The organism is Sphingomonas sp. NFX23 (assembly GCF_049887795.1).
In the GTDB taxonomy this organism is placed as follows: domain Bacteria; phylum Pseudomonadota; class Alphaproteobacteria; order Sphingomonadales; family Sphingomonadaceae; genus Sphingomonas.
Window position 1 is genome coordinate 1 of record NZ_JAGEKH010000012.1, and the last position, 24984, is coordinate 24984.

The window sequence follows — 24984 nt, forward strand, 5'->3', positions numbered from 1 at the left end:
ACCCCCAACCCCCAACCCCTAACCTCATCCCCTCTCCACTCGCCGCAAAGCGCGTACGGCTTACGTCTCGTTAACCTAACCCATGCATAGAGTGTCCCGTCGGGGGACGTCATGAGGTGGTTGCGATGAGTCGTCGGTTTGCTTTGCTGTCCGTTACCGCGCTAGGCCTGCTGGCCGGTTGCGCACAGAAACCACGGACCGTCGCGCAGGTCGCGCCGCCCGTGATCATGGTGCCCGTGCCCGCGCCGACGATGCCGAAGGGCGCGTCGCCTACGATCGTCATTCCGGTCGCGCTCGCCGACGGCACCTATCCTACACCGAATCGCAACCTGACGACGTCCGCCAAGGTCTGGCATCTCCGCGCCGCACTCAACGTCGCTGCGCTCGCATGCCGCGGACCACAGGAAGTGGTGATCGTCGCGGGCTACAACGCGTTGCTGTCGGCACAGAAGCCGGTGCTCGCCAAGGCCGAGGCGACCTATGCCAGCGAATACAAGTCGGGCGGCGGCGACTGGCAGGATCGCTACGACGATTCGATGACTCGCCTGTACAACTTCTTCTCGCAGTCGCCCGCGCGCGATGAATTCTGCGCCGCGGCGGGCAATGTTCTCGCCCAGAGCGCCGGTCTGACCGCCGAGGCGCTGCCCGCGTTCGCCGCACAGAACCTGCCCGTGCTCGAGCGGCCGTTCACCGATTTCTACCGCGCGGTCGACGTGTGGCGGGGTCGCACCGTACGTCCGGTCCAGCCGCAGCTGATGGTCTCGCGCCAATATGCGTCGAACATGCCGGTGCAGACGGTCACGCAGGCGCGGCTCCAGCCGATCTCGCAGCCGGTTCCGCCCGCTCAGCCGCGCCTGAAGCTGGATCCCAGCGTTTTTCAGTAGGCTGATCAGGCCTTGATGGGCGATCCGACCGACCAGCTATGGCCGAACGGATCGCGTATCTGGCCATAGCGATCGCCCCAGAACTGGTCGGCGACGGGCATCGTCACGACCGCTCCCGCCGTCACCGCACGATCTACCCAGGCGTCGGTGTCGTCGACCCTGAGATGCAGGGTTATGCCGGCGGGTTCGGGTTCGGCATGACCACGCCATTCGGGAAACTCGTCGGACAGCATCAGCCAGGCGTCGTTGATTCGCAAGCTGGCCTGCATCAGTCGAACGCCGTCGTCCGCGAAGTTCGTCTCGACGAGGGTCGCGGCAAACGCAGCCTCGTAGAACGCGAGCGCCTCGCGTCCTCGCTGATCGCGGATGACGAGGAACGGTGTGATTCCGCTGGTGGGACGATCGGCCATGCGAGTCTCCTGCGTTGAACCCTGCCAGCGTACGCCGCTCGTCCGCCCCCGACCAGTGCCGGCATGGTGAAGGCAAAGCTTGGCTTACCTGCAAAGACTGGGTTAACAGCCGCGGGAATGGCTGAGGTTTCAGATCGTCCGGCGGAAGGCCGCTTCGAAGGGCGCGAGCACCGGTTTCCGGTGCGCGTCTATTTCGAGGACACCGACCTGTCGGGCGCGGTCTATCACGCCAATTATCTGCGCTACATGGAGCGCGCGCGGTCGGACATGCTGCGGGTCGGCGGGATCGACCAGCGCGCGACGTTCGAGGCGGGCGAAGGCTCCTACGCGATTGCCAGCGTCGCCATCCGCTACGCCGCGCCGGCGAAGCTCGACGACGCCTTGCTGGTCGTCTCGCGGATACGCCGTGTCCGCTCGGCCGGGGTCACCATTCATCAAAGGGTCATGCGCGAGGGGCTTGTCTTGGCCGAGGCGGACGTGGTGGCGGCATTGGTCGCTCCCAATGGTCGCCCACGCCGCCAGCCGCGCGCCTGGATCGATATCTACGAACGCCTTGTCTGGCAGGGGGAAGCATGAATCCGGTGTTGACTATGGATAGCGCGACGCTGTCGCCGATCCACTTGTTCCTCCAGGCCGACTGGGTGGTGAAGGGCGTGATGATCGGGCTGCTGCTCGCCAGCATCTGGACCTGGGCGCTGATCGTCGCGTTCTGGCGGCGGATCGGCAAGACGCGCAAGGGCATGACCCGGTTCGAGCGCGATTTCTGGAAGGCCGAGGACATCGACGTCTTCTACAAGACGGAGGGCGAGAACGACCTGCCGTCGGCGCGCGTGTTCGCGGCCGGCGTGACCGAGTGGCGGCGCTCGACCGCGGGCGGCACGATCGACAAGAGCGGCACGCGCGAGCGGCTGGCGACCACGATGGGCGCAGCGGTCGCGGGCGAGATCGACAAGCTGTCGGACCGGCTCAACGTGCTGGCGACGGTCGGCTCGGTCGCGCCGTTCGTCGGGCTGTTCGGTACGGTGTGGGGCATCATGCGGAGCTTCACCAGCATCGCGGCGGCGCAGAACACGTCGCTCGCGGTGGTCGCGCCGGGAATCGCGGAGGCACTGTTCGCAACTGCGATCGGCCTGTTCGCGGCCATTCCCGCGGTGATCGCGTACAACCGGTTCAGCCACGGCATCAACCGGATCGAGGCGAGCCTCAACCGCTTCGCCGACGGTTTCCACACGACCTTGAGCCGCCAGCTGGACGGGTCGCGCTAAGGTGGCGATGAACCTTCCTTCGTCGCGCGGGCGTGGGCGGCGGGCGCCGATGGCGGATATCAACGTCACGCCGCTGGTCGACGTGATGCTGGTGCTGCTGATCATCTTCATGGTGACCGCGCCGCTGATGACCGCGGGCGTACCGGTGAACCTGCCCGACGCGCGTGCGAAGGCGCTCGACCAGGAGCAGAAGCCCGTCGAGATCTCGATGGACGGGACAGGCGCACTGTTCATCGACAAGGATCAGGTGACCGACGATGCGCTGCCGGTACGACTTGCTGCGATCGCCGCCAGCCGTGCGGTGGGCGACGAACCGCAGGTGCTGCTGCGTGCGGACCGGAAGCTCGATTACGGCCGCGTGATGCGCGTGATGGGCGAACTCAACCGCGCCGGGCTGAACCGCGTCGCGCTGGTGACCGTCGAGGGTAACCAGAACTGATGGCTGGCTGATGGATCGCTCGGAGAAGATCGGCCTTGGCGTCGCGGTCGTCGGGCACGTCCTGCTGTTCGGCGCGCTGTCGCTCGGCTTTCTCGCTGCGCCCGAACTGCCGAAGAAGATCGAGCAGCAGCCGATCGACGTCAGCCTGGTGCCCGACGTCGCGCTCGAGGCGACCGCGCCGCAATCGGCGGAGACGCCCGCGCAATCGATCGCACCGGACGAAGGTGCGCCCGAGGATGCCGCGCCGCCTGCTCCGGAAGAGGCCGAGCCCGAGCCGAAGCCCGATCCCGTGCCGCCTGCGCCGCAGCCCAAACCCACGCCGCCGAAACCGGCGCCCAAGCCGCAGCCGGCACCCGAGCCGAAGCCTCAACCCAAACCCAAGCCCGCGCCGCCGAAACCCGTCGCCAAGCCCGCGCCGGTCCCGAAGCCCGTCGTGAAGCCACAGCCCAAGCCCGAGAAGGCGCCACCCGCCAAGGCCGCGCCCGCGAAGTCCGCGCCGACCAAGGCTGCGGCGAAACCGAGCGCCGCGCCCGCGAAGACGTCGTCCTCCGCGTCGTCGTCCAAGTCCGCAAAACCATCCTCGACCAAGGGCAGCGGCTCGACCGCCGAGGCCAAGGCGTCGCGGCCGCGCGGTTCGCGGCTCGGCGACAATTTCCTGAAAGGTCTGTCGGCCGATCCGTCGCCGAGCAAGTCGGAAGCGCCCAAGGCGGCCAAGCTCGGCGCGCAGGCGGCGGCGAACATCGGCTCGGCGATCCTGCGGCAGGTGCAGCCTTGCGCCAATCGCCAGGTTACGCCGGGACCCGGCGCGGAGCGGATCCGCGTGACGATCAACCTGAAGCTCAACCGCGACGGCACGCTGAAGTCGCGGCCGACGATCAGTGGTCACGCGGGCGTCGACGACGACAACCGGCGCTATGTCGACCGCGTCGACGATCTGGCGATCGCGACCTTCGTCGGATGTTCGCCGCTACGCGGTTTGCCCGACGACCTGTATGACGTGCAGAACGGCTGGAGCAATTTCAGCCTGCGCTACAAACTTCCCGGCTGAGGATGTCCGTTATGACTCGATCGATCCTGGGGTTTTTCCCTTCGCGCCAGACCGTCCCGGTTGCAGGTGACCACCTGTCGCACGGTAACCACCCCGGCGAAGGCCGGGGCCCAATTGGGAAGGTCGATGTAATGATGCGCAACGTTCCCTCAGCGGCGTCCCCCAATTGGGCCCCGGCCTCCGCCGGGGTGGGGTTTGTGTGGGGTGGGCGTAAGGCTCGATCGGTTCTGGCTTCGGTTGGGCTGCTCGCGTTCGTCTCCGGCAGTGCAGCGTATGCGCAAGACGCACCACCGCCGGCACCGCAACAGGCTCCCGCCGATCCAGCCGCCCCGGCAGCGGCAGGCGATCAGTCCGGCGGACTCGTGGTCGACGTCACCGGCGGCATTTCCGCACCGATGCCGATCGCGATTCCTGTCATGCCGACGTCTGCCGTTGTGTCGACGCCCGCAGGATCGACCGACGTGCTCGGCCGCCAGCTCGCCGACATCGTCACCAACGATCTGCGCAACTCTGGCCTGTTCACGCCGCTGTCCCCCGGCCAGCTCCGCCCGATCACCTTCCCCGAAGTCACGGCGCCCGGGTTCGACTACTGGGGCAGCACCGGCGCGCAGGCGCTGGTGCAGGGCTTCATCCGCGCGAACGGCGACGGGAACCTGACCGTCGGCTGCTACCTCTACGACGTGTCATCGAAAGCCGAGCTGACCCGCACCGGGTTCGTCGTGCCGCCCTCGGACTGGCGTCGCGCCGGGCATAAGTGCGCAGACATGGTCTACACCCGCCTCACCGGCGAAGGCGCGTATTTCGACAGCCGCGTCGTCTACGTGTCCGAAACCGGACCCAAGGGACGCCGTATCAAGCGGCTCGCGATCATGGATCAGGACGGCGCCAATCACCGCTTCCTGACCAACGGCCAGTCGATCGTCCTGACGCCGCGGTTCGCGCCGAACCAGCAGTCGATCGTCTATATGAGCTATCTCAACAATCGCCCGGCGATCTATGTCTACGACATCGGTTCGGGCAAGCAGCGCCTGGTGGTCGCGAACGCGAACCTGACGTTTGCGCCGCGCTTCTCGCCGGACGGGCGCAACATCCTGTTCTCGATGGCGCAGGGCGGTAACACCGACGTCTACCGCGTGTCGTCGCAGGGCGGCACGCCGCAGCGGCTGACCAACTCGCCGGGGATCGACACCGGCGGCAGCTATTCGCCGGATGGCTCGAAGATCGTGTTCGAGAGCGATCGCTCGGGTGGCCAGCAGATCTACGTGATGAACGCGGACGGCTCGAACCAGCAGCGGATCAGCTTTGGCGGCGGGCGCTATGCGACGCCGGTGTGGAGCCCGCGCGGCGACCTGATCGCGTTCACCAAGCTCGGCGGCGGCTTCCGGATCGGCATCATGAGCCCGAGCGGCGGCGGCGAGAAGCTGCTCACCAACGACTGGCAGGACGAGGGTCCGAGCTGGTCGCCGAACGGTCGCGTGATCAACTTCTATCGCTCGGGACGCGGCAGCGGCGGCAAGGCGGACCTCTGGTCGGTCGACCTGACCGGCGTCAACGAGCGGAAGATCCCGACGCCGCTCGACGGCTCCGATCCGGGATGGGGCCCCCTGCGGCCCTGAACCTGCTATGGGGGCACTAACGGGAAACGTGATTTTCTACGGGAGACTATCTATGTCGAAGCTTTCCAACATCTTGCTTGCGTGCACCGCGCTGATCGCCGTTTCGGGTTGCGCGAAGAAGCGTCCCGCGGTGCTGCCGCCCGCACCGGTCGACAACAACGCTGCGGTGGATCCGAATGCGGGCCAGAACGGCGGCAATGTCGGCGGGGCGATCGTGCCGGGGTCGGATGCCGACTTCCAGCGCTCGGTCAGCTCGAACACGGTGAATTTCGGGCTCGACATGTACGACATCGATCCGACCGCGCGCGCGATCCTCGACAGCCAGGCGCAGTGGCTGGCCAAGTTCCCGAACCAGCGGATCACGATCGAAGGCCATGCCGACGAGCGTGGCACGCGTGAATACAACCTCGCACTCGGCGATCGCCGTGCCAACGCGACGAAGAACTATCTGGCAGCGAAGGGCGTGTCGTCGTCCCGGATGACGACGATCAGCTACGGCAAGGAGCGCCCGGTGGCGATGGGCTCGGACGACCAGAGCTGGGCGGCGAACCGTCGCGCGGTCACGGTGGTGTTGAACTAAGATTTGTCGCGGCAGTCCCTCTCCCCTCCGGGGAGAGGGAGGGAGGAGCCGCTTGGCGACGGGAGGGTGAGGGGCTGTTGGGACGGAAGGTCCGAGCCTCAAGCCCCTCACCCTCCCACGTACAAGCGTACGCGGGCCCCTCCCTCTCCCCGGAGGGGCGAGGGAAAGCAGGTTACCCCAGCGCCTTGTCGAGCAGTTTCGCCAACCGAATACCCCCACGGCGAACCTCTTCGCGCGACACCGGCACCATCCTGGCGATCGTGGCATCGTCCATCTTCACCCGCGCCGGCACCGCACCACACGCGTCCCCGCCAAGCGCCGCCGCATACGCCTCATGCGAGGCTTCCCAGCTCTCCCGGCTCCAGTCGACGACCGTCCCCGCGCCGATCTTCGCGCGTTCAGCCGCGGGATAGCGCCTTACCAGCGACGGCGGCGTCGAGATCGCACGCTCCGCCAGCGGGCCGTCCCAGATCGAATGCAGGTTGAACCGCGCAGGGCCGTAGATCCCGTAGTTCGCCTTCACGTCGTTGCCGCCCTTGTCGTGGCGGTCGCCGGCGTGCAGCGGCTGGTGGAGATCGCCGACGAAGTGGATCAGGAACGCGAGCGCGACGACGCGGTCGCGGGGCAGCGTCGACTTGTCGCGGAGCATCTTCACGTCGCGATCGATCTGGTACGAGACGCAATCGCCTTCCTTGCACGCCGGCGTCAGGTCGAACGGCGCGCAGATGTCGACGTTCTGGTAATGCCAGCTGTACGCGAAACCGAAGCGCGTAGATCCGTCGTTCAGTTTCAGCGGCTTGATGCAGTCCGCCCAGACGCTGGCCTCCTCGATCGTGCCCGCGGGGCAGGTCGGCGTATCCAGCAATGCCTGTTGCGCGAGCAGCTTGCGGATCGCCGCCTTGGTCTTCGGCGTGACGTTGGCATAGGCGATCTGCGCGACGGTCTGGTGGCCGTACTCCCAGAATGCGGTGGCGGGGGAGGCGAGGCCGAGCGAGGCGATCGCGGCGAGGAGATAGCGCTTCATGCCGGCTCGTTAGCGTAGATCGCGACGGTCCGGCTACTCTCGGACGACGCGCGTCCGCGGTACATGCCGACGGTATTGAAACCCCAGGCTATGTCGCCGTCCGGTCCCGCGACGATGACGCCGCCGGTGCCGCCCAGAGCCTTCACTTCGGCGAGCACCGCGTCGGCCGCGACTTGCAGAGACTCGCCCGACAGGCGGACGCGCGCGCCGATCTCGTGGCCGACGCCGACGCGGAGGAAGAACTCGCCCGAGCCGGTGCACGATACCGCGCAGGCGCGATCGTCGGCGAAGGTTCCCGCGCCGATCACCGGCGTGTCACCGATCCGGCCCCAGCGCTTGCCGGTCACGCCGCCGGTCGAGGTGGCGGCGGCGACATGGCCGTGCGTGTCGCAGGCGACCGCGCCGACCGTGCCGTATTTCATGTCGACGTCGAACCCGCCGCCATCGGCCTGGAACTCCGCAAATTGCCGGCGGCGTTCGTCGGTCGCGAACCACGCGGCATCCGCCTGGGGAAGGTCGCGTTCGAGCGAGAACGCATCCGCGCCCTTGCCGGCGAGGAAGACGTGGCGGCCGTCGTCTAGGATCGCGCGCGCTAGACCGACGGGGTTGCGCGTGGCGGTCGCCGCAGCGACTGCCCCCGCCGCCCGCGTGCGCCCGTCCATGATCGCGGCGTCGAGCTCCAGCGTGCCGTCGTGCGTGAACACCGCGCCGCGCCCCGAATTGAAGTGCGGGTCGTCCTCCAGCACGCGCACCGCCGCCTCGACCGCATCGAGCGCGCCGCCGCCGTCCGCCAGCACCTTCGACCCGACGTCGAGCGCGCGCGACAGGCCGGCGCGTGCGCCCGCATCCTGCTCAGGCGAGACCATCTCGCTGTCGAGTTTGCCGGCGCCGCCGTGGATGACGAGGGTCCAGGTCATGCTGAGTCTTTCGAGGGTAGGGCGCGGAGGCCGATGAGGGGACGGAGCGGCGCGATGCTGCGGCCGATCCAGTAGAAGGCGATGCAGCCGATCGTCGTCGCGGCGAGCAGGCAGGCGAACTCCGCCCAGCCCGGCAGGCCGGCGGGGAGCAGCGCGTACATCACGAGGACGATGATCGTCTGGTGGATCAGGTAGAACGGGAACACCGCCTCGGTCAGCGTGCGGCGCCAGCGATGGTCGCGGTTCCAGTGGCGCTCGGCGATTCCGATCAGCGCGACGATCGCCCCCCATTGCTCGAGCGCGTGCGCGACGCCGTAACCGGGGTAGATCCAGCGCGGCGCGACGATGTCGCCGGGCCATTCGAGCTCGATGCCGATGATCGCGCCATAGCCGAGCACCGCGGCGACGGCACCGACCTTCCACCAGCGCGCGATCGCCGCCATTGCGGGCTCGGAACGGGCTAGGCCGAAGCCGAACAGGAAGGCGGGGAAATAGGTGACGTGCGCGACCCAGTCGCCGAACAGGGCTTGCGATTCCGCGGCCATCTGGAACCACCAGGCGTGGACGAACACGAGCCACGCGACCGGCAGGGCGAGCACCGCCCAGCTGCCGAAGACCCAGTCGAACGCGCGTTGCAGCCAGTCGCCGCGGACGAGGACCAGCCCGAGCGTCAAAACGCTCGTGTAGACCCAGAGATAGACGACGAACCAGAGGTGGTTCCAGGTCGGCAACGACAGCCCGGCGAGCTTGCCGAAGCGGAAATAGTCGTGGCTCCAGAACGTCAGATAGCTGCCGGCATAGGCGTGCTTGGTGACCAGCTCGACCCAGGGTTGCGGCGGGACGATCACCGCCATGCCGAACAGCAGCGGCACGAGCAGGCGGTAGCAGCGATTGGCGAAGAATCCGGCCGTGCCGCTCGACCGGTTGAGCAGCGCGCGGCTGGCATAGCCCGAGACGACGAACAGCAGCGTCAGCCGCCATGCGTTGCTCGCCAGCATCGGCAGCCGCACCCAGTCCTCGACATGGAGCGACTTCACATGGAAGTTCCACGGCACGAAGACCATGCCGATATGGTAGAGGATCAGCAGCGCGAACGCACCGATCCGCAGCCAGTCCATGCCGAAATGCCTCGTCATCGCGCGGCCCTACGGGGCGGGGGCCGGTGCCGCAAGCGTGCGACCGGCTGAGGCGGTGTTCGCGACCGACCGGTGTCCCCCTGAAATCCTCCCCCTGGCGGGGGAGGATCGTTTAATCCGGGTACCTGCGTTTCAGTCGGCTCACGCCTTCATGCGCGGCGTGCCCATGAAGTCGCGCTTGCCGATCGGGACGCCCTGCGCGCGGAGGATCGCGTAGGCCGTGCTGGCGTGAAAGTAGAAGTTCGGCTGCGAGAACGAGAGCAGGAAGTTCGCGCCGGTGAACGGCATGACGAACGTGCCGAACTCGAAGGTGGTGTCGTTGTCGGCGAGCGCGTCGAACGTCTCCCGGTCGATCGCTTCCAGCTTGGCGATTGCGTCACGCATCAAAGCATGGAGCCCCGCGAAATCCGTCGGCCAAGCCGAGCGGTCCGGCGCGAAAGTACCGGCGCGGACGCCTTCGATCCCGCCGACCGAATGCGCTGCGCAAGACTTCACCTGATAGCCGAAGGGCAGCATGTCGTCGGCGAGCTTGGCGTCGATCAGCGTCGCGGGTTCGATACCGCGCTCGACCGCGAATGCTTCCGCTTTGTCGAGCAGCGCGTCGACCGCGCGAAGAATCTGGAGATTCGAGGGAATCGTCGCATCGTACAGGGACAGGGTCATCGCGTTCGCTCCTAAAGCCGTGCGCCGCTATGGCCGACGATCGCTACTCCGGCCAGCGATGTTCCGTTCCGGCGCGCAAGTCGCTATATAGGCCTCGAACTCCCGAGGAATCTCCATGTCCCTTCGTCCCTGGCGCGATATCACCCGCCGCAAGAGCCGCCAGATCATGGTCGGCAACGTCCCCGTCGGCGGCGATGCGCCGGTCACGGTGCAGACGATGACCAACACGCCGACCGACGACGTGCGCGCGACGGTCGACCAGATCCGCCGCTGCGAAGACGCGGGCGTCGACATCATCCGCGTGAGCTGCCCCGACGTCGAATCTACCACAGCGCTCAAGCAGATCGTCCGTGCGAGCCGCGTGCCGATCGTCGCGGACATCCATTTCCACTACAAGCGCGCGCTCGAAGCGGCGGACGCCGGCGCGGCCTGCCTGCGAATCAACCCGGGCAATATCGGCTCGGCGGCGCGCGTGAAGGAGGTCGTCGACGCGGCGAAATCCAACGGCTGCGCGATCCGTATCGGCGTCAACGGCGGCTCGCTCGAGCGGCACCTGCTCGAGAAATACGGCGAGCCTTGCCCCGATGCGTTGGTCGAGTCGGCGCTCGATCACATCAAGCTGTTGCAGGACCACGACTTTCACGAGTTCAAGGTCGCGGTGAAGGCGTCCGATCTGTTCCTCGCGGTGGCGGCGTACCAGCAGCTCGCCGAGCAGGTCGATTGCCCGCTGCATCTCGGCATCACCGAGGCGGGCGGGTTCGTCGGCGGCACGGTCAAGTCCGCGATCGGGATGGGCAGCCTGCTCTGGTACGGCATTGGCGACACGATCCGCGTGTCGCTGTCGGCCGAGCCCGAGGAGGAAGTCCGCGTCGGGTTCGAGATTCTCAAGGCGCTCGGCATCCGCAACCGCGGTGTCCGCGTCGTGTCGTGCCCGTCGTGCGCGCGACAGGGCTTCGACGTGATCCGCACGGTGCAGGCGCTGGAGGAACGGTTGCAGCACATCCGCACGCCGATGTCGCTTTCGGTGCTTGGCTGCGTGGTGAACGGTCCCGGTGAGGCGCGTGAAACCGACATCGGCATCACCGGCGGCGGCAACGGCAAGCACATGGTGTACCTGTCGGGTGTGACCGACCACCACGTTCAGGACGCCGACATGGTCGACCACATCGTCCGGCTGGTCGAGGCGAAAGCCGCGGAAATCGACGCGGCGGATGCGGCGATGGCCGCGCTGGTGCCGGTGGCGGCGGAATAGGGGCTACCACCACACCCCGTCATCCTGACGAAAGTCAGGATCCAGAGCCATGAAGGGCAACGTTCGTTACCCTGGATCCTGACTTTCGTCAGGATGACGCCGTGTGGACGCGGCCGCCTTTCTCGTTCTCCCGCGAAAGCGGGAATCCAGGGTTACCGGCGATAGCGTTCGTGGTCCTAGACCCCCGCGTTCGCGGGGGAACAGCACCCTGGACACCGCTTTATCAAACCGTCGACGTCCGCAACGGCAATTCCAGTACCGGCGATGGCGTCACGATAGGATGCCGGTTAAGCGGATTGCATGCGGATGATCCAAACATAGATCGTTCGTGATACGGTCTGGTCCGATGACACCCCGCGCCGTTTCCCCAGCTCTGGCTTTCGCGATTGCCGCGCTGGGCATTGGCCTGTTCTCCATGATGGATGCGGTGATGAAGTCGCTGGTCCTCGCGATCGGCGTCTATAACGCGCTGCTGTGGCGGCAGATGATCAGCGTCGGGCTCGGCGCGGTCGCGTGGAGGCTCGGGAACAGCGGACGGCCGAGCGGGCGGGCGCTGAAGCTGCATCTTGCGCGCGGATTGGTCACGACGGCGATGGCGGTGCTGTTCTTCTGGGGGCTCGCGCGCGTGCCGATGGCGCAGGCGATTTCGCTGACCTACATCGCGCCGATCCTTGCGCTGCTCCTCGGTGCGGCGACACTCGGCGAACGGGTCGGGCGGCGGGCGGTGGTCGCGTCGATCGCCGCGTTGCTCGGCGTGCTGGTGGTGATGATCGGGCATGGGCGCGGCGTCGCGGGACCGGAGACGTTTCACGGTGCGCTCGCGGTCCTCGGGTCTGCGGTGCTGTACGCGGTCAACCTCGTCATCGCGCGGTTGCAGAGCCAGGCGGCGCGGCCGGGGGAGATCGCGTTCTTCCAGGCTCTCGTCATCACCGCGACGCTGGCGCTCGCCGCGCCTTGGCTGGCGGTGGTGCCCGAGGCGGCGCAGTGGCCCAAGCTCATACTCGCCGCGGGGCTCGCGACCGCATCGCTGTGGCTGCTCGGCTGGGCCTATGCGCACGGCGATACCGGGTTTCTCGCGACCACCGAATACACGTCGTTCGTCTACGCCGCCGGCTTGGGTTTCCTGGTGTTCGGGGAGCGGGTATCGGCGTTCACGCTGGCGGGCGCGGCGGTCATCGTCGTCGCGTGCCTGTACGCGGCGCGAAGGCGTGACATCGCGCAGACATCGATCGAGGCTAGTGCATGACCATCATCCGTTCCGCCACCGTTGCCGATGTCGGCACGATCCTGCGCTTCGTCCGCGAACTCGCCGCGTTCGAGCGCGAGCCGGATGCGGTCGAGGCGACCGAGACGATGCTGGCGGAGGCGCTGTTCGGGGAGCGGCCTGCCGCGGAGGCTTTGATCGCGGAGACCGCGGAAGGCCCGCTCGGGTTCGCGCTGTTCTTCCAAAATTTCTCGACGTGGACGGGCAAGCGTGGGCTGTATCTCGAGGATCTCTACGTGACGCCGGAAGCGCGCGGGCAGGGGGTCGGTGGCGCGTTGCTGGCGCATCTGGCCGGCGTGGCGCTCGATCGCGGCTGCGCGCGGTTCGAATGGTCGGTGCTTGACTGGAATGCCGATGCGATCGCTTTTTACCGGAAAGTAGGCGCGGTCGGCATGGAGGAATGGACGATCCAGCGGATGTCGGGGGATGCTTTGGTGAAGCTCGCTGGCCGGTAGATCAAAGCGCCGTCCCGCTCCCCTCCCTGAAAGGGAGGGGCTGGGGGTAGGTAGGCCGGTTTGGGCCACCTCCTCACCAAGGTCGGAAATGCGGACGCCGACCCACCCCCGACCCCTCCCTTCCAGTGAGGGGGGAAGGCCAGGGTGTCGCCAACGCGGGTCCTACCCCTTCACGTCGATATTCATTGCGATCGAAATGCGGTCGCCGGTGCCGAGGTGCGGGCGGACGCCGTGGCGGAGCCAAGCTGGGAACAGGACCAGGTCGCCCGCCTCGGTCGGGAGGCGGCGCTCGACAGGTTGCGGCTGGCCGTTGATCCCGACCAGGCGGAAGCCGGGCAGGCGCATGAACGGCACCGGAAAGCGCGGGTCCTCGAAGAACAGTTCGCCGCCTGCTTCGCCCTCCGCCGGCGCGGTGCCCATGTCGATGTAATAGACCGCGGCCCACAGCACTCCGGGATGCGCGTGGCTCATGTTGAGCGCGCCGGGCGGCGACACGTTCGCCCACATCTTGACGGTCCACTCGACGGTCGCCGCATCGCGGCCATCGAAATGCGACGCGCGCTTGGCCATCTTCACCGCGGTATCGGCGAGCGCGGCCGCTGCCGGGCCGCCCCAGTAGAGCATGTCGGTCGCCGAATGCCAGCCCCCGACATTGGATCGGGCAAGGCTCGGCGCGGCGGCGTAGCGATCGAGGATCGCAGCGCGCAACGCCGCCGTTAGTGCGCCGGCATCGGCCAGACGCCCATGCAGGATCGGCGTCTCGTACATCCCGATCTGCGCCGCGCGGACGCGGATGCCGTCGAACGCAGGAGACGCCGTGGTCATGCTATCAGCGTCCTGCGGTGTCGTCCGCGTTCATCGGCTCTTCGCCCTTGGCCTTCTCGGCGTTGTAGCGCTCGATCGCCTCGATCGTGACGCGCTTGGCTTCTTCGGCGTCGCCCCACTTGCCGACGCGGACCCACTTCGTCTTCTCAAGGTCCTTGTAGTGGGTGAAGAAGTGCTCGATCTGCTCGAACACGATCTCGGGCATGTCGCCGCGCTCGCCGATGTTGGCGTAATACGGGAACACCGCGTCTACCGGCACGCAGATGAGCTTCTCGTCGCCGCCGGCTTCGTCTTCCAGGTTCAGCACCGCGATCGGGCGGGCGCGGACGACGCAGCCCGGGATGAACGGCGAGCGCGCGATCACCAGTGCGTCGAGCGGATCGCCATCGGGGCTGAGCGTGTGCGGCACGAAGCCGTAGTTCGCGGGGTAGCGCATCGGCGTGTGCAGGATGCGATCGACGAACAGCGCGCCCGATGCCTTGTCGAACTCGTACTTCACGGGCTCGCCGCCGGTCGGCACTTCGATGATGACGTTCAGATCCTCGGGCGGGTTCTTGCCGGTCGGGATGAGGTCGATACGCATGGCGGTCCTTTCGATATGACGATGCCGGCGCTCCTCGTCTGGGGAGCGGCCGGCACCACGTTAGTTTAGTCTCTGGTCAGCGCGGCGTCAGCAGCTTGTCCAGTCCGCCGTCACCTGTACCCACCTTCTGTAGCCGCGGATAGCGCGGGCCGTCATGGTAATCGAGCAAGATGTCGCGGAATCGGTCGTTGTTCTTTACAGTCAGGCGGATCGGCACTTTCGTGCCTTTTGCCGCGAGGATCGCCGCCTTGATACTGTCGGCCGAATAGGCCTCGCTGTTCACCGCCTCGATTTCCGTGCCCACATCGAGCCCCGCCTTGAACGCCGGGCTGTCCCAGATCGACGAGGTGACTACGCCCTCCTTGTTGATCACCATCCCGAGCGAATAGCTGACATCGGTACCGCGGCTTTTCTCCGCCTGCTTCAGGTACGGGCTCTGCTCGGGGCCGTAGACCAGCTTGTAGCCGTTCATCGCGAAGCCGTTGATCGGCGCGGGCTTGCCCGTCTCGGTCAGGCGCGTGTTCAGGAACGTCGCCCAGTCATAGGGGACGATGCCGTTCAGCGTCTTCGCGACGTCGGCGAAGGTGTACGTCAGCTCGCCGTAATCGCCGTCACGGACGCCGAAGAACGCCTTGGCGAAATCGTCGATCGACTTGGTCCCGCCCGACTTCTGGCGAAGCATCGCGTCGACCTCCATCCAGACCATCAGGCCTTCGTTGTAATAGTCCTCCGAGCGCTGCCAGCTGGTCCAGCCCTTCGGTTTCCGCGCCGAGATCACCGGGTCATTCGTCGTGTCGATCAGCGGGCGCCATTCGCGACCCTTCGCGGCGTCGTAGATCCCGAGGATCGAGGCGTAACCATCGAGCGTGTCCTGCTTGCTGACGAGGCCCGAACGCGCCTGGAGCACATAGCCCCAGAACTGCGTCTGGCCTTCGTAGACCCACAGCAGCGAATCGCGCATCGGCGTGCGGAAGTCCGGCGTCCACAGGTCGGCGCCGCGGCGGAACTTGCCGTCCCAGCTATGCGTGAACTCGTGCGGCAGCAGGTTGCGCGCGGCGGCGCCGGTTTCCCATTCGGTGAAATAGCCCGGCTTCACGCCGTTCTCCGAACTGCGGTGATGCTCCAGCCCGATCCCGCCGAGCTGATCGGTGATCGACAGCAGGAATTCGTAATGATCGTAATGCTGCGCGCCGAACGTCTTCACCGCCTGGTCGACGAGCCGCTTGTGCGCGTCGATCTGCTCGGGCTTGGCGGCGAGCTGGTCGGGGCTGTCGGCGAACACGTTCAGGTCGACGCGGGGGGAGAGCGGCCAGACCTTGCCGTACTTGCCCGCGAGCGTCGGCGAATCGACCAGGATCTCGTAGTTGGTCGTGTCGTAGCTGTAGGTCGAGCCCGACACCTTGGCGGGCACCGCACCCGCGGCGGTCCAGCCGGTTGGGTAGGTAACGGTCATCTTGATCGGGATTTGGCGCGTGAAATAGCCGGCCGGGTAGAGGCTGACGAGATTGGGCTCGAGGCTGACCATCGTCGGTGTCATGACGATACGGCCCTGGTCGCCCTTGGTCGCGGAGATGAACTGGAACTCGGCAACGACCGACCTCGCGCCGGTCGGCACGTCGATGTGGAAGGCGAACACGTCGACCGGATCGCGCGTCCAGGGGACGATCTTCCCGTTCGCGCGCATCACTAGGCCGGCGAGCTTCTCGATCTCGCCGCGCGGGGAGTGCGCGCCGGGCAGCCATTTCGGATAGAGCAGCGCCATCGGCCCTGACTTGGCGACCGGGATCGTCTGCTTGACGCGAAAGATGCCGCGCTCGGTATCGGTCGCATCGACGTCGAGCAGCAATGTGCCGGGATAGGGCGTGTCGACCGCGTCGGGGATGGTGTCGACGAACGGCACCGGCTGCGGCGCGGTGTTGCCGGCGGGGACCTGCGCGAAGGCGGGTGCGGCGGATGCGAGCAGGGACGCGACGAGAAGCTTGCGGATCAAGGAAGGGCCTTCCGGCTGAGAGACGATGACACGAGGTGTAATCGCGATAAAGGGCAGCCGTCCAGTCCTTTACCGGGACTGCTCAACCACTCCCGAGCACGTTGATCGTGAACGCCAGCACGCCGATGTTGAATACGAACGCCGCCATGCACTGGCCGAGCGCGGCTTTGCGAACCCGGCGCGAGGTGATCTCGACGTCCGAGGTCTGGAACGTCATCCCCAGCGTGAACGCGAAATAGGCGAAATCCCAGTAATCGGGCTCGTCGCAGCTCGGAAAGTCGAGGCCCTTGGCGTCCTTCCCGTCCGGATCGTCGACATAGAACAGATGCGCATAATGCAGCGTGTAGATCATGTTCGAGAACAGCCACGCGAGCGCCAGCGTCGTGATCGTCAGCGCGATCCCGACAGCGTCGTTCTTCCCCTGCAGTTCCTTCGCCACCGCGACCAGGATGACCAGCATGATCGTCCCGCTGAACCCGAGCAGCACCGCGCGGTTGGCGTCGTTCTCTTCCGCCGCGCGGCGCATCCGGGCGGCGGTGGCGTTGCGGAACAAGGTCGAGACCGCGATCAGGAACACGACCGCGGCGACGTCGAACGCCGCCATCGTACCGCGCCCGAGCCCGAAGCGCGGGATCAGCGCGGCGAGGCCGATCGCGAAGACCAGCACGAACAGGATGAAGCGCGGCGGGGCAACGCGTTGGCCGAGGCCCCAATATCTGGGTTTGTCGTTCATGCCACAGCGCTAGCGCTTAGCGGGGACGTCGCCTAGATACGCGCGCATCATGGCCAAGACAGAAACCCCGCGCCGCATCCGTGGCACCCAGGACATTTTCGGCGACGAGCAGCGCCGGTTCGCGCATGTCCTGTCGACGTTCGAACGCGTGCGGGCGCTGTATTGCTTCCAGCGGGTCGATATCCCGGTGTTCGAGTCGACGGCGGTGTTCGCGCGCTCGCTCGGCGAGACGACCGATGTCGTGTCGAAGGAAATGTACACGTTCGAGGATCGCGGCGGGGATTCCATCACGCTCCGCCCGGAGTTCACCGCCGGGATCGCGCGCGCGTATCTGACCGAAGGCTGGCAGCAGTTCGCGCCGATGAAGCTCACCACTAGCGGCCCGGTGTTCCGCTACGAGCGCCCGCAGAAGGGCCGATTCCGCCAGTTCCATCAGATCGACGCCGAGGTGATCGGGGCGGCCGAGCCGGCGGCGGACGTCGAGCTGCTCGTGCTCGCGGACCAGTTGCTGCGCGAACTCGGGATATCGGAGGGCGTGACGTTGCAGCTTAACACGCTGGGCGACGCGGCGACGCGCGACGCCTGGCGCGAGGCGCTGGTCGCGCATTTCGAGGCGCACCGCGGGGAACTGTCCGAGGACAGCCTGACGCGGCTCGAAAAGAACCCGATGCGGATCCTCGATTCGAAGGACCCGCGCGACCGCCCGATCGCCGACAGCGCGCCCGATATCGATGCGTATCTGACGGACGAGGCACGCGCGTTCTTCGAGGCGGTGACCGCCGGGCTCGATGCGGCGGGTGTCACGTGGGAGCGCAACGCGCGGCTGGTGCGGGGGTTGGATTACTACCGCCACACCGCGTTTGAGTTCGTGACCGATCGGCTGGGCGCGCAAGGCACCGTGCTGGCCGGCGGCCGGTATGACGGGTTGATTGGATCGCTCGGCGGGCCGGAGACGGCTGGCGTTGGTTGGGCTGCGGGTGTCGAGCGGCTGGCTATGCTGGTGCCAGAGCTAGCAGCGGTTAACCCGGACGTTATCGTTGCCGTCGAGGACGACCGCGCGATTGGACTTGGGCACCGGCTGTTGCGCTCGTTACGGAAGGATGGCCTGTCGGCGGAAATGATCGCAACCGGCTCGCCCAGGAAGCGGTACGACAAAGCGGCGAAGGTAAATGCGAAGGTTCTCGTGAGTTTGAATGTCGACGAAGACAAGCCGGTGACGCGCGCGGTTGCGGCGACCGCTACGGACGAACTCTCACAGGTGCAGACGATCATCGACGATCTGGCGGAGGCGCTGCGTTGAGCCTCCCCGTCATCCCAGCGGACGCTGGGATCCAGAGCCATGAAGGCTGCGCCCGGTTATCCTGGATCCCAGCGTTCGCTGGGATGACGGGAGGGGTGTGCTCATGACCCAAATCTCCCCCGACCGCATCCGCGCGATCGAGGCGCGGCGTGACGAGCTGCAGGCGCTGATGTCGACCGGCGATCTCCCCTCCGACCGCTTCGTTGCGGTATCGAAGGAATATGCCGAGCTCGAACCCGTCGCCCAAGCCGCCACCGAAGTGCGCCGGTTGCGTCAGGAGGCGGAGAGCCTCGCGTTCATGGCCGAAGATGCGGACGACGAGCTCCGCGCGATGGCGTCGGACGAGCTGCACGAGAACCGCACGCTGCTCGAGACCGCGGACCGCAAACTCGCGCTCGCGCTGTTGCCGCGCGACTCCGCCGACGAGCGCTCGGCGATGCTCGAAGTCCGCGCCGGCACCGGTGGCGACGAGGCGGCACTGTTCGCGGGCGACCTGTTCCGCATGTACCAGCGCTATGCCGAATCGCAGGGCTGGCGGGTCGAGATGATCTCCGGCTCGTCGTCCGACGCGGGCGGCTTCAAGGAAGTCGTCGCCAGCGTCACCGGGCAGGGCGTGTTCGCCAAGTTGAAGTTCGAAAGCGGCGTCCACCGCGTCCAGCGCGTGCCGACCACCGAGGCCGGCGGCCGGATCCACACCTCCGCAGCGACCGTCGCGGTGCTGCCCGAGGCGGAGGAGGTCGACGTCAAGATCGACGACAAGGACCTGCGCATCGACGTCTATCGCTCGTCCGGGCCGGGCGGGCAGTCGGTCAACACGACGGACTCGGCGGTGCGGATCGTCCACATCCCGACCGGGCTGACCGTGATCCAGCAGGACGAGAAGTCGCAGCACAAGAACAAGGCCAAGGCTCTCCGCGTGCTCCGGACGCGGCTGTACGAGGCGGAGCGTGACCGGTTGCATGCCGAGCGGGCGGGCGCGCGGAAATCGATGGTCGGCTCGGGCGATCGCTCGGAGCGGATCCGGACGTATAATTTTCCGCAGGGCCGCGTCACCGATCACCGTATCAACTTGACGCTCCACCGCCTGCCGGAGATCGTCGCAGGCGAGATGGACGAACTGATCGGCGCGCTGATCGCGCAGGACGAAGCGGACCGCCTGGCGCAATTGGATGGCTGAGCTTTCCCCAGCCGCAACGGCATTCCCCTTCCGCTTGCGGGAGGGGTTAGGGGAGGGGCTTCCCGCTAAGGGTATCGCTCGGTGACAGCCCCTCCCCCGACCCCTCCCGCAAGCGGAAGGGGAGCAGTGAGTGTAGCGCTCGCCACTGCCGCTGCTCAGTTCGCGTTTTCCGCCACCCCGCGCCTCGACGCGGAACTCCTGATGGCGCACGCACTCGGCATCGAGCGTAACGCGATCCTCCTCGACCCGGATCGCTACACCGTCCCCGAGACCTTCCCCGCACTCGTCGACCGCCGTCTCCGCCACGAGCCGATCGCCTACATCACCGGCACCCGCGGCTTCTGGTCGATCGACCTCGCCGTCGGCCCCGGCGCACTCGTCCCCCGCGCCGACAGCGAAACCCTCCTGATCGCCGCCCAAGCGCACTTCGCCGGCCGCGCCCCCGCGACAATACTCGACCTCGGCACCGGCCCCGGCACGCTGCTCCTCGCCGCGCTCGACGAATGGCCCGCAGTAGGCCTCGGCGTAGACTATTCCCCCCAAGCGCTCGCCTACGCCCGCGCCAACGCCGCAACCCTCGGCGTCACCGACCGCGCGCACTTCATCCACGGCAGCTGGGCCAGCGCGATCGTCGGCCAGTTCGACCTGATCCTCGCCAACCCCCCCTACATCGCCACCGACGAACGCCTCCCAGCCGAAGTCCACGACCACGAACCCCACGCCGCGCTCTACGCCGGCTCAGACGGGCTGGACGACTACCGGATCCTCGCCGAACAGCTCCCCGCACTGATCGCCCCCGGCGGCGCGGCGGTGATCGAGATCGGTTCGACGCAAGCTCCCCCCGTCACGGCGCTACTCGAGGCGCAAGGTCTGCATGTCGCGCTCCATCACGACTATGGCGGCAACGCGCGTGCGTTAGTGGCAACCCACGCCCCCGCGACTTGAACAATATGGCGCTAAACCTCACATTTCGCTTGTAGTAGGTCCCTTGCGGCCGCTATCACGCGGGCAGGGGCACGCACTCTCGACGATTGGTCGGTTTAGAGCGATGACCCGCATCCTTCGCTTTGAGGTCGCTGCAGTCCGGCGGCCCTGGCAAGTTCGACGCACCGATCTCGTCTAGATCGTCGGTGCGCGACGGGGGTTTGCACCGCATTTCGGAGCACGACCAGATTTTGGTTCGACGACTGAGGACACAAGCTTGATCAACAACCGGCAAGCCGGCCGCCGTCGCGGTCGTGGCAACAATAATAATGGCGGCGGCGGTAGTGGTGGCGGTCAACGCCAGGGTGGCGGCGGCGGCGGCCAGGGTGGTCGCGATACCGGCAACCGCATCGACAGCCGCGCGCGCGGCAACGCGAGCCAGCTGTACGAGAAGTACAAGAACCTCGCGCGCGACGCGCAGCAGCAGGGCGACCGCGTCAACATCGAATATTACCTCCAGTTCGCGGATCATTATTTCCGCGTCCTGAGCGAAACCCGCGCCCGCTTCGAAGAGAGCCAGCCGCAAGCGCAGCAGCAGCCGCGTCGCCAGCAGCCGTTCGATCTCGACGGCGACGACGATTACGGCGACGAGGGCGAACCGATCCGCTCCGGCGAGCAGCAGGGTACGCCCGAGCAGGCTCGTGGTGAGCAGAATGGCGGCCAGCAGAACGGCCAGTACCAGAACGCGCCCCGTCAGAACCGCGACACCCAGAACCGCGAAGACCGCCCTCAGCGTGAAGATCGTCCGCAGCGCGAAGAGCGTCCGCGGTACGAGAACAACCGCTACGAGGGCCAGCGTAACGACGGCCCCCGCAACGAGGGGCAGCCGCGTAACGACGGTCAGCGCGAAGACCGCGTCCGTGGCGACAATCCGCGCAACCAGCGTAACGCCCAGCCGCGTGATGCTCAGCCTCGCGACGACCGCAACGGCGAAGAGCAGGATCAGGCCCGTGAGGCCCAGTCGCGCGAGGCCCAGGCCCGCGAGACTCAGCCCCGCGACGAGCAGGTCCGCGAGCCCCGCAGCGACTACCGCGATGCGCCGCAGCGCGAAACGATCCGCCGCACGCCCCGTGTGAGTGCACCGGTCGCCAACGCCAACCAGGATTCGGAAGCCGACGCGGTTCGTTCGGTAACCGAAGCCCCTGAGCAGGCAGCCCAGCCGACCGAAACCGTCGAGACCGCCGCTCCCGTTGCAGCGACCGAGGAGCAGCCCCGCCGTCGCGGTCGCCCGCGCCGCGATCGCAGTCTCGATGCACCTGTCGTGCAGGACGACGCAGCACCGACCGCATTCGACGCGGATCGCCTGCCGCCATCGCTCGGCATCTCGGCAATAACGCCAGCGCCAGCGCCAGCACCGGCGACGGACGCCCTCGCCGCAGATGCCCCGCCCGAAGAAAAGCCCCGCCGTCGCCGCGTTCGTGCGGTACCGGACGAAGTCGCAGGCTGAAGCCGTCATCCCGGACCTTTCCGGGATCACGCTAAGACCTGAAAAGGCCGGTGCCGCTTCATGCGACACCGGCCTTTTTCATGCCCGACCATATCAGCGCCGCGCGCTCAATCGAGCCGCGTCACGTCCTCGTCATGCCCGCTTCCCGAACTGAGGAATGCGAGACCCATCAACAGTCCGGCCATCATCACCGATCCGCCAACCCCGCCCATCACCGCGAGCATCGTCACCAAATGCAGCGGCCCTTGCACATGCGCCATCGCCGCAATGATCGCCGCGACGCATATCGCCGCCGCCAGCACCATCCACGCCATGATCCCCCGGAACCGCGCCCACGCGAATGCGGCGTAATGCGGGTCGTCCAACCCGGCTGGCGGTTCAGGCAGTCGATCGGTCATCGCTTCACATTGCCGCGCAAACATGGTTTCCTCAAGCCAAGCGCAACAGACGCAGTTGAGGAGAGGCGAAGATGACGATCGCGGCGATCCTGAAGGACAAGGGCGACATACAGTCGCTGACCCCCGACTCTACCGTGGCCCAGGCGGTGGCCCTGCTCGCCGAGAAGCGGATCGGTGCGGCGCCGGTGCTGGATGGCGGCAAGGTCGTCGGGATCTTTTCCGAACGCGACGTCATCCACTGTCTGCAATCGGATGGCGCAGCGGCGCTCGAGCGGCGAATCGGCGACGTGATGACCACCGCGGTAAAGTCGATCGGACCCAATGAATCGGCGATCGGCGCATTGTCGCTGATGACTCAGCGTCGCATCCGCCACCTACCGGTGATCGACGGTGAAACGCTGGTCGGGTTCGTGTCGATCGGCGATCTCGTCAAATACCGCATCGACCGGATCGAAGCCGATGCCGCAGCTATGCGCGAGTATATTCAGTCCGCCTAGGCTGACCCTACAGGCTAGGCGGCGACCGGCTGCTTCCGCGCGACCGCGATCAGTTCGCGCACGGTCGCCCGCGCAAATATCAGCATCCACGCCGCATAGACCGCCGCGCCGATCGCCACGAGCATCATCAACCGCCAATGCGCATCGAGCGGTGGCAGCGCGCGATCCACCAGCCCGACGATCAGCGCCATCGCGATCGCGGCCAGCGCCGGCGATGCGACTGCGCGCGCCACGTCCCGCGCGCGAACGCCGATCACCGGCAGCGTCCGCCACGCGCTGATCCCCAGGTAGAATGGATAGGCCGTGATCCACGCCACGCCCATGCCGGTCGGGCCCCATTGCACGCCGACCAGGAACGCACTGGTCAGGATCAGTGCACCGACCGCGCCGTTCTGGACGCCGATCCCGGGACGGCCGCGCGCATCGGACGCCGGCGTGAACAGCACCTGCAACGTCATGAACGGCATCGCCAGCGCGAGCAGGTGGACGATGGGCGCCGTCTCGCGCCATTTGTCGCCGAGCACGGTCAGCACCAAAGGCTCGGCGGTCGCAGCAAGGCCCATGTAGAACGGCATCGCGACGATCATCACCATCCGGACGCCCTTCACGAAGGCGCGCCCGATCGCGTCGGGATCGGCCTGCATCCGCGCATAGGCGGAGAAGGCGACCTCGTTCAGCGGCGGCACGAACTTCGACACGAAAATCTGCGTCAGGAACAGGCTGGTCGTGTAGATCCCGAGCGTGTGCGCGGAGAAGCTGCGTCCGGCGATGAACACATCCGTCTCGCTTTGCAGGAACCAGAACAGCTGCCCCGCCGCCATCACGCCGCCATAGCGCGCGATCGTCCCCGCGCCGCGAAAGTCGAAACTCGGCCATACGAGCGACCGCGCGCTCCACGTCATCATCGCCCCGCGCACGCTGAACAGCACGATCGGCGCGATCACGAGCGTCCAGACCCCAAGACCGTACAGCGCGCCACCCAAGGCAACGCTGGCGGAGGCGATCGACGCGGTGATGTTGGCCTTCGCCTGATGGCGAAAGTCCATCGACCTGGAAAGCAGCGCGTACGGCAACGCGATGAAGGGCGTCGTAAGGTATAGCAACGCCTGTACCCGGAGCATCTCGCCGACGATCGGTTGCCGATAATAGGCTGACGCAAGCGGCGCCAACGATACCTGTATGATCGCCAGCGTGACGTTGAGCAGGATCAGCATGCCGAACAGCTGGCGAACTTCGCGCTCGGTAATCGTCTTCTGCTGGATCAATCCGCTGGCGAGGCCATAGCCGTTGAGCATCCCCATGAAGGTCAGAATGACCTGGCACATCGCGAATAGTCCGTAGTCCGATGGCGCCAGGATACGGATGACGAGGAACGTGGCGCTCCATTGCACGAGCTGCGCGACGATCTGGCTCCCCGACCGCCAGATCAACGCACTGCGCACCTGTCCGGCGAGCGAACTTGGCTCGCCGGGAACGGGAGTGGCGGCGACAGGTGCGGGGCTCACGGTGTCCATCGTATCGGGCATGTAGCGGTATTGGCCTTCACAATCGCTTAAGGCGATGACGTAGAGACGATCGAGCCAAGGCGTCGGACGTGACGTGCAGCGGCAAAGGCGCTGGACGCGATCGTCAAACGTGTTGTGATCAGCGGCTTGGAAGGGGTGTGGGGCGTCCTAAACGCGCCAATCCGAGAAAATTGCCACAAATGTGAAAGATTGTGTTTGACGCGAATCGGAACCCCGCCTAGAGGGGTGTCACCGCAGCGGAGTGCCTTACCGGCTTCTGCTACGGTCGCAAAAAACCAGATGCTCCAAGCTTCTTCTACGGGAGGGGTTATGCGAGTGTCGGTATTTTTGTCGGTTCTTTGACATTGTAGGTTAAGATGAAGGGACATGTGGGCGGCGGCTTGCGGTTTCCGGGCTCCTCAAGGGTTCGGGTAATCGTTTAAAGCTAAGTCGTTCTCATATGTTCTTCACATATTCCATATGTAATGGACACTTTGTCTGGCTTTGGTCGGGTAGGGTGTCTGAATGATATTGTGCAGAGCGGCTCCTTGAGATGAGCTGGTTGATCGTGGAATTCCACTGCGATTGGCTG

26 protein-coding genes are annotated in these 24984 nt (G+C 66.5%); 15 read left to right on the forward strand and 11 right to left on the reverse strand.

From position 1 onward, the window contains the following. Nucleotides 1–125 precede the first annotated feature (125 nt). A complete protein-coding gene (locus J4O76_RS23145; protein ID WP_426284494.1) occupies nt 126–884 on the forward strand; it encodes a hypothetical protein in 759 nt (252 codons plus the stop codon). A gap of 5 nt (nt 885–889) precedes the next feature. On the opposite strand, the gene J4O76_RS23150 is transcribed toward J4O76_RS23145, so the two are convergent. After that, on the reverse strand, nt 890–1294 hold the full coding sequence (locus tag J4O76_RS23150; protein WP_333961141.1) for a VOC family protein: 405 nt from the start codon (nt 1292–1294) through the stop codon (nt 890–892). Nucleotides 1295–1411: 117 nt separating this feature from the next. On the opposite strand from J4O76_RS23150, the gene J4O76_RS23155 reads away from it, so the two are divergent. From J4O76_RS23155 to pal, 6 genes are all read left to right on the forward strand, one after another. After that, nucleotides 1412–1870, forward strand: coding sequence for a YbgC/FadM family acyl-CoA thioesterase (locus tag J4O76_RS23155; protein WP_426284496.1), 459 nt, complete (start codon nt 1412–1414; stop codon nt 1868–1870). Continuing rightward, nucleotides 1867–2559, forward strand: a complete 693-nt coding sequence (gene tolQ / locus J4O76_RS23160; RefSeq protein WP_426284498.1) for a protein TolQ — start codon at nt 1867–1869, stop codon at nt 2557–2559. Before J4O76_RS23155 ends, tolQ begins: the two co-directional genes overlap by 4 nt. Before the next feature lies 1 nt (nt 2560). After that, nucleotides 2561–2998 carry a protein TolR gene (gene tolR, locus J4O76_RS23165; RefSeq protein ID WP_056053220.1) on the forward strand — a complete coding sequence of 146 codons (438 nt, stop codon included), beginning with the start codon at nt 2561–2563 and terminating at the stop codon, nt 2996–2998. Between the two features lie 10 nt (nt 2999–3008). Continuing rightward, nucleotides 3009–4046, forward strand: a complete 1038-nt coding sequence (locus J4O76_RS23170) for a cell envelope biogenesis protein TolA (protein WP_426284500.1) — start codon at nt 3009–3011, stop codon at nt 4044–4046. A 227-nt stretch (nt 4047–4273) separates the two neighbouring features. Beyond that, complete coding sequence (gene tolB / locus J4O76_RS23175) at nt 4274–5662, forward strand: Tol-Pal system beta propeller repeat protein TolB (RefSeq protein ID WP_426284535.1); 1389 nt, start codon at nt 4274–4276, stop codon at nt 5660–5662. A gap of 52 nt (nt 5663–5714) precedes the next feature. Continuing rightward, nucleotides 5715–6242 carry a peptidoglycan-associated lipoprotein Pal gene (gene pal, locus J4O76_RS23180; RefSeq protein ID WP_398457145.1) on the forward strand — a complete coding sequence of 176 codons (528 nt, stop codon included), beginning with the start codon at nt 5715–5717 and terminating at the stop codon, nt 6240–6242. Nucleotides 6243–6414: 172 nt separating this feature from the next. Here the strand turns inward: pal and J4O76_RS23185 are convergent, their stop codons facing one another. The 4 genes from J4O76_RS23185 to J4O76_RS23200 all read right to left on the reverse strand — a co-directional run bounded on the left by J4O76_RS23185 (nt 6415) and on the right by J4O76_RS23200 (nt 9982). Then, complete coding sequence (locus J4O76_RS23185; RefSeq protein ID WP_426284503.1) at nt 6415–7266, reverse strand: S1/P1 nuclease; 852 nt, start codon at nt 7264–7266, stop codon at nt 6415–6417. Then, on the reverse strand, nt 7263–8183 hold the full coding sequence (locus tag J4O76_RS23190) for an isoaspartyl peptidase/L-asparaginase family protein (RefSeq protein WP_426284505.1): 921 nt from the start codon (nt 8181–8183) through the stop codon (nt 7263–7265). Before J4O76_RS23190 ends, J4O76_RS23185 begins: the two co-directional genes overlap by 4 nt. Beyond that, a complete protein-coding gene (locus J4O76_RS23195) occupies nt 8180–9319 on the reverse strand; it encodes an acyltransferase family protein (protein WP_426284507.1) in 1140 nt (379 codons plus the stop codon). The genes J4O76_RS23190 and J4O76_RS23195 overlap by 4 nt, the downstream gene beginning before the upstream one ends. A 141-nt stretch (nt 9320–9460) precedes the next feature. Further along, complete coding sequence (locus J4O76_RS23200) at nt 9461–9982, reverse strand: DUF1993 domain-containing protein (RefSeq protein WP_426284509.1); 522 nt, start codon at nt 9980–9982, stop codon at nt 9461–9463. A 115-nt stretch (nt 9983–10097) separates the two neighbouring features. Between J4O76_RS23200 and ispG the strand changes: the two genes are divergently transcribed. The 3 genes from ispG to J4O76_RS23215 all read left to right on the forward strand — a co-directional run bounded on the left by ispG (nt 10098) and on the right by J4O76_RS23215 (nt 12953). Then, a complete protein-coding gene (ispG, locus tag J4O76_RS23205) occupies nt 10098–11234 on the forward strand; it encodes a flavodoxin-dependent (E)-4-hydroxy-3-methylbut-2-enyl-diphosphate synthase (protein WP_426284511.1) in 1137 nt (378 codons plus the stop codon). A 346-nt stretch (nt 11235–11580) separates the two neighbouring features. Then, a complete protein-coding gene (locus tag J4O76_RS23210; RefSeq protein ID WP_426284514.1) occupies nt 11581–12480 on the forward strand; it encodes a DMT family transporter in 900 nt (299 codons plus the stop codon). Further along, a complete protein-coding gene (locus J4O76_RS23215; protein ID WP_426284516.1) occupies nt 12477–12953 on the forward strand; it encodes a GNAT family N-acetyltransferase in 477 nt (158 codons plus the stop codon). Before J4O76_RS23210 ends, J4O76_RS23215 begins: the two co-directional genes overlap by 4 nt. A gap of 162 nt (nt 12954–13115) precedes the next feature. Here J4O76_RS23215 and J4O76_RS23220 read toward each other — a convergent pair whose 3' ends face one another. The 4 genes from J4O76_RS23220 to J4O76_RS23235 form a co-directional block, all read right to left on the reverse strand. Then, nucleotides 13116–13778: a TIGR02466 family protein gene (locus tag J4O76_RS23220; protein WP_426284518.1), complete on the reverse strand. Its 663-nt coding sequence runs from the start codon at nt 13776–13778 to the stop codon at nt 13116–13118. A gap of 4 nt (nt 13779–13782) precedes the next feature. Continuing rightward, entirely contained in the window at nt 13783–14361 is a 579-nt protein-coding gene (ppa, locus tag J4O76_RS23225; protein ID WP_056487210.1) for an inorganic diphosphatase, read from the reverse strand. Nucleotides 14362–14437: 76 nt separating this feature from the next. After that, the gene (locus J4O76_RS23230; protein WP_426284522.1) at nt 14438–16351 is read right to left on the reverse strand and encodes a M61 family metallopeptidase; all 1914 of its coding nucleotides are present in this window, start codon (nt 16349–16351) and stop codon (nt 14438–14440) included. An 82-nt stretch (nt 16352–16433) separates the two neighbouring features. Continuing rightward, complete coding sequence (locus J4O76_RS23235) at nt 16434–17084, reverse strand: DUF1345 domain-containing protein (protein ID WP_426284525.1); 651 nt, start codon at nt 17082–17084, stop codon at nt 16434–16436. A 49-nt stretch (nt 17085–17133) separates the two neighbouring features. Here J4O76_RS23235 and hisS point away from each other — a divergent pair, with 49 nt between their 5' ends. The 4 genes from hisS (at nt 17134) to J4O76_RS23255 (ending at nt 21992) form a co-directional block, all read left to right on the forward strand. Continuing rightward, on the forward strand, nt 17134–18384 hold the full coding sequence (gene hisS, locus J4O76_RS23240) for a histidine--tRNA ligase (RefSeq protein ID WP_426284527.1): 1251 nt from the start codon (nt 17134–17136) through the stop codon (nt 18382–18384). Between the two features lie 103 nt (nt 18385–18487). Then, nucleotides 18488–19561 (forward strand): peptide chain release factor 1, encoded by a 1074-nt coding sequence (gene prfA, locus J4O76_RS23245; protein ID WP_132742440.1) that lies wholly within the window; start codon nt 18488–18490, stop codon nt 19559–19561. Nucleotides 19562–19687: 126 nt separating this feature from the next. Next, entirely contained in the window at nt 19688–20506 is an 819-nt protein-coding gene (gene prmC, locus J4O76_RS23250) for a peptide chain release factor N(5)-glutamine methyltransferase (protein ID WP_426284529.1), read from the forward strand. 256 nt (nt 20507–20762) lie between these two features. Next, nucleotides 20763–21992: a DUF4167 domain-containing protein gene (locus J4O76_RS23255; protein WP_426284531.1), complete on the forward strand. Its 1230-nt coding sequence runs from the start codon at nt 20763–20765 to the stop codon at nt 21990–21992. A 107-nt stretch (nt 21993–22099) separates the two neighbouring features. Here the strand turns inward: J4O76_RS23255 and J4O76_RS23260 are convergent, their stop codons facing one another. Beyond that, nucleotides 22100–22390, reverse strand: a complete 291-nt coding sequence (locus tag J4O76_RS23260) for a hypothetical protein (protein ID WP_247599559.1) — start codon at nt 22388–22390, stop codon at nt 22100–22102. A 71-nt stretch (nt 22391–22461) separates the two neighbouring features. On the opposite strand from J4O76_RS23260, the gene J4O76_RS23265 reads away from it, so the two are divergent. Beyond that, nucleotides 22462–22887 (forward strand): CBS domain-containing protein, encoded by a 426-nt coding sequence (locus tag J4O76_RS23265; RefSeq protein ID WP_426284533.1) that lies wholly within the window; start codon nt 22462–22464, stop codon nt 22885–22887. Nucleotides 22888–22901: 14 nt separating this feature from the next. Here J4O76_RS23265 and J4O76_RS23270 read toward each other — a convergent pair whose 3' ends face one another. Beyond that, the gene (locus J4O76_RS23270; RefSeq protein WP_426284537.1) at nt 22902–24401 is read right to left on the reverse strand and encodes a lipopolysaccharide biosynthesis protein; all 1500 of its coding nucleotides are present in this window, start codon (nt 24399–24401) and stop codon (nt 22902–22904) included. Between the last annotated feature and the right edge of the window lie 583 nt (nt 24402–24984).

Bases quoted from the DNA above. Each gene is read 5' to 3' on its own strand.
- J4O76_RS23235 (WP_426284525.1), bottom strand. From the start codon at position 17,084: ATGAACGACAAACCCAGATATTGGGGCCTCGGCCAACGCGTTGCCCCG.
- J4O76_RS23220 (WP_426284518.1), bottom strand. From the start codon at position 13,778: ATGACCACGGCGTCTCCTGCGTTCGACGGCATCCGCGTCCGCGCGGCG.
- J4O76_RS23270 (WP_426284537.1), bottom strand. From the start codon at position 24,401: ATGGACACCGTGAGCCCCGCACCTGTCGCCGCCACTCCCGTTCCCGGC.
- J4O76_RS23265 (WP_426284533.1), top strand. From the start codon at position 22,462: ATGACGATCGCGGCGATCCTGAAGGACAAGGGCGACATACAGTCGCTG.
- J4O76_RS23145 (WP_426284494.1), top strand. From the start codon at position 126: ATGAGTCGTCGGTTTGCTTTGCTGTCCGTTACCGCGCTAGGCCTGCTG.
- J4O76_RS23155 (WP_426284496.1), top strand. From the start codon at position 1,412: ATGGCTGAGGTTTCAGATCGTCCGGCGGAAGGCCGCTTCGAAGGGCGC.
- J4O76_RS23215 (WP_426284516.1), top strand. From the start codon at position 12,477: ATGACCATCATCCGTTCCGCCACCGTTGCCGATGTCGGCACGATCCTG.
- J4O76_RS23195 (WP_426284507.1), bottom strand. From the start codon at position 9,319: ATGACGAGGCATTTCGGCATGGACTGGCTGCGGATCGGTGCGTTCGCG.
- prfA (WP_132742440.1), top strand. From the start codon at position 18,488: ATGACCCAAATCTCCCCCGACCGCATCCGCGCGATCGAGGCGCGGCGT.
- hisS (WP_426284527.1), top strand. From the start codon at position 17,134: ATGGCCAAGACAGAAACCCCGCGCCGCATCCGTGGCACCCAGGACATT.
- J4O76_RS23190 (WP_426284505.1), bottom strand. From the start codon at position 8,183: ATGACCTGGACCCTCGTCATCCACGGCGGCGCCGGCAAACTCGACAGC.
- J4O76_RS23200 (WP_426284509.1), bottom strand. From the start codon at position 9,982: ATGACCCTGTCCCTGTACGATGCGACGATTCCCTCGAATCTCCAGATT.
- J4O76_RS23210 (WP_426284514.1), top strand. From the start codon at position 11,581: ATGACACCCCGCGCCGTTTCCCCAGCTCTGGCTTTCGCGATTGCCGCG.
- pal (WP_398457145.1), top strand. From the start codon at position 5,715: ATGTCGAAGCTTTCCAACATCTTGCTTGCGTGCACCGCGCTGATCGCC.
- J4O76_RS23260 (WP_247599559.1), bottom strand. From the start codon at position 22,390: ATGACCGATCGACTGCCTGAACCGCCAGCCGGGTTGGACGACCCGCAT.
- J4O76_RS23185 (WP_426284503.1), bottom strand. From the start codon at position 7,266: ATGAAGCGCTATCTCCTCGCCGCGATCGCCTCGCTCGGCCTCGCCTCC.
- tolQ (WP_426284498.1), top strand. From the start codon at position 1,867: ATGAATCCGGTGTTGACTATGGATAGCGCGACGCTGTCGCCGATCCAC.
- J4O76_RS23170 (WP_426284500.1), top strand. From the start codon at position 3,009: ATGGATCGCTCGGAGAAGATCGGCCTTGGCGTCGCGGTCGTCGGGCAC.
- ispG (WP_426284511.1), top strand. From the start codon at position 10,098: ATGTCCCTTCGTCCCTGGCGCGATATCACCCGCCGCAAGAGCCGCCAG.
- J4O76_RS23150 (WP_333961141.1), bottom strand. From the start codon at position 1,294: ATGGCCGATCGTCCCACCAGCGGAATCACACCGTTCCTCGTCATCCGC.
- ppa (WP_056487210.1), bottom strand. From the start codon at position 14,361: ATGCGTATCGACCTCATCCCGACCGGCAAGAACCCGCCCGAGGATCTG.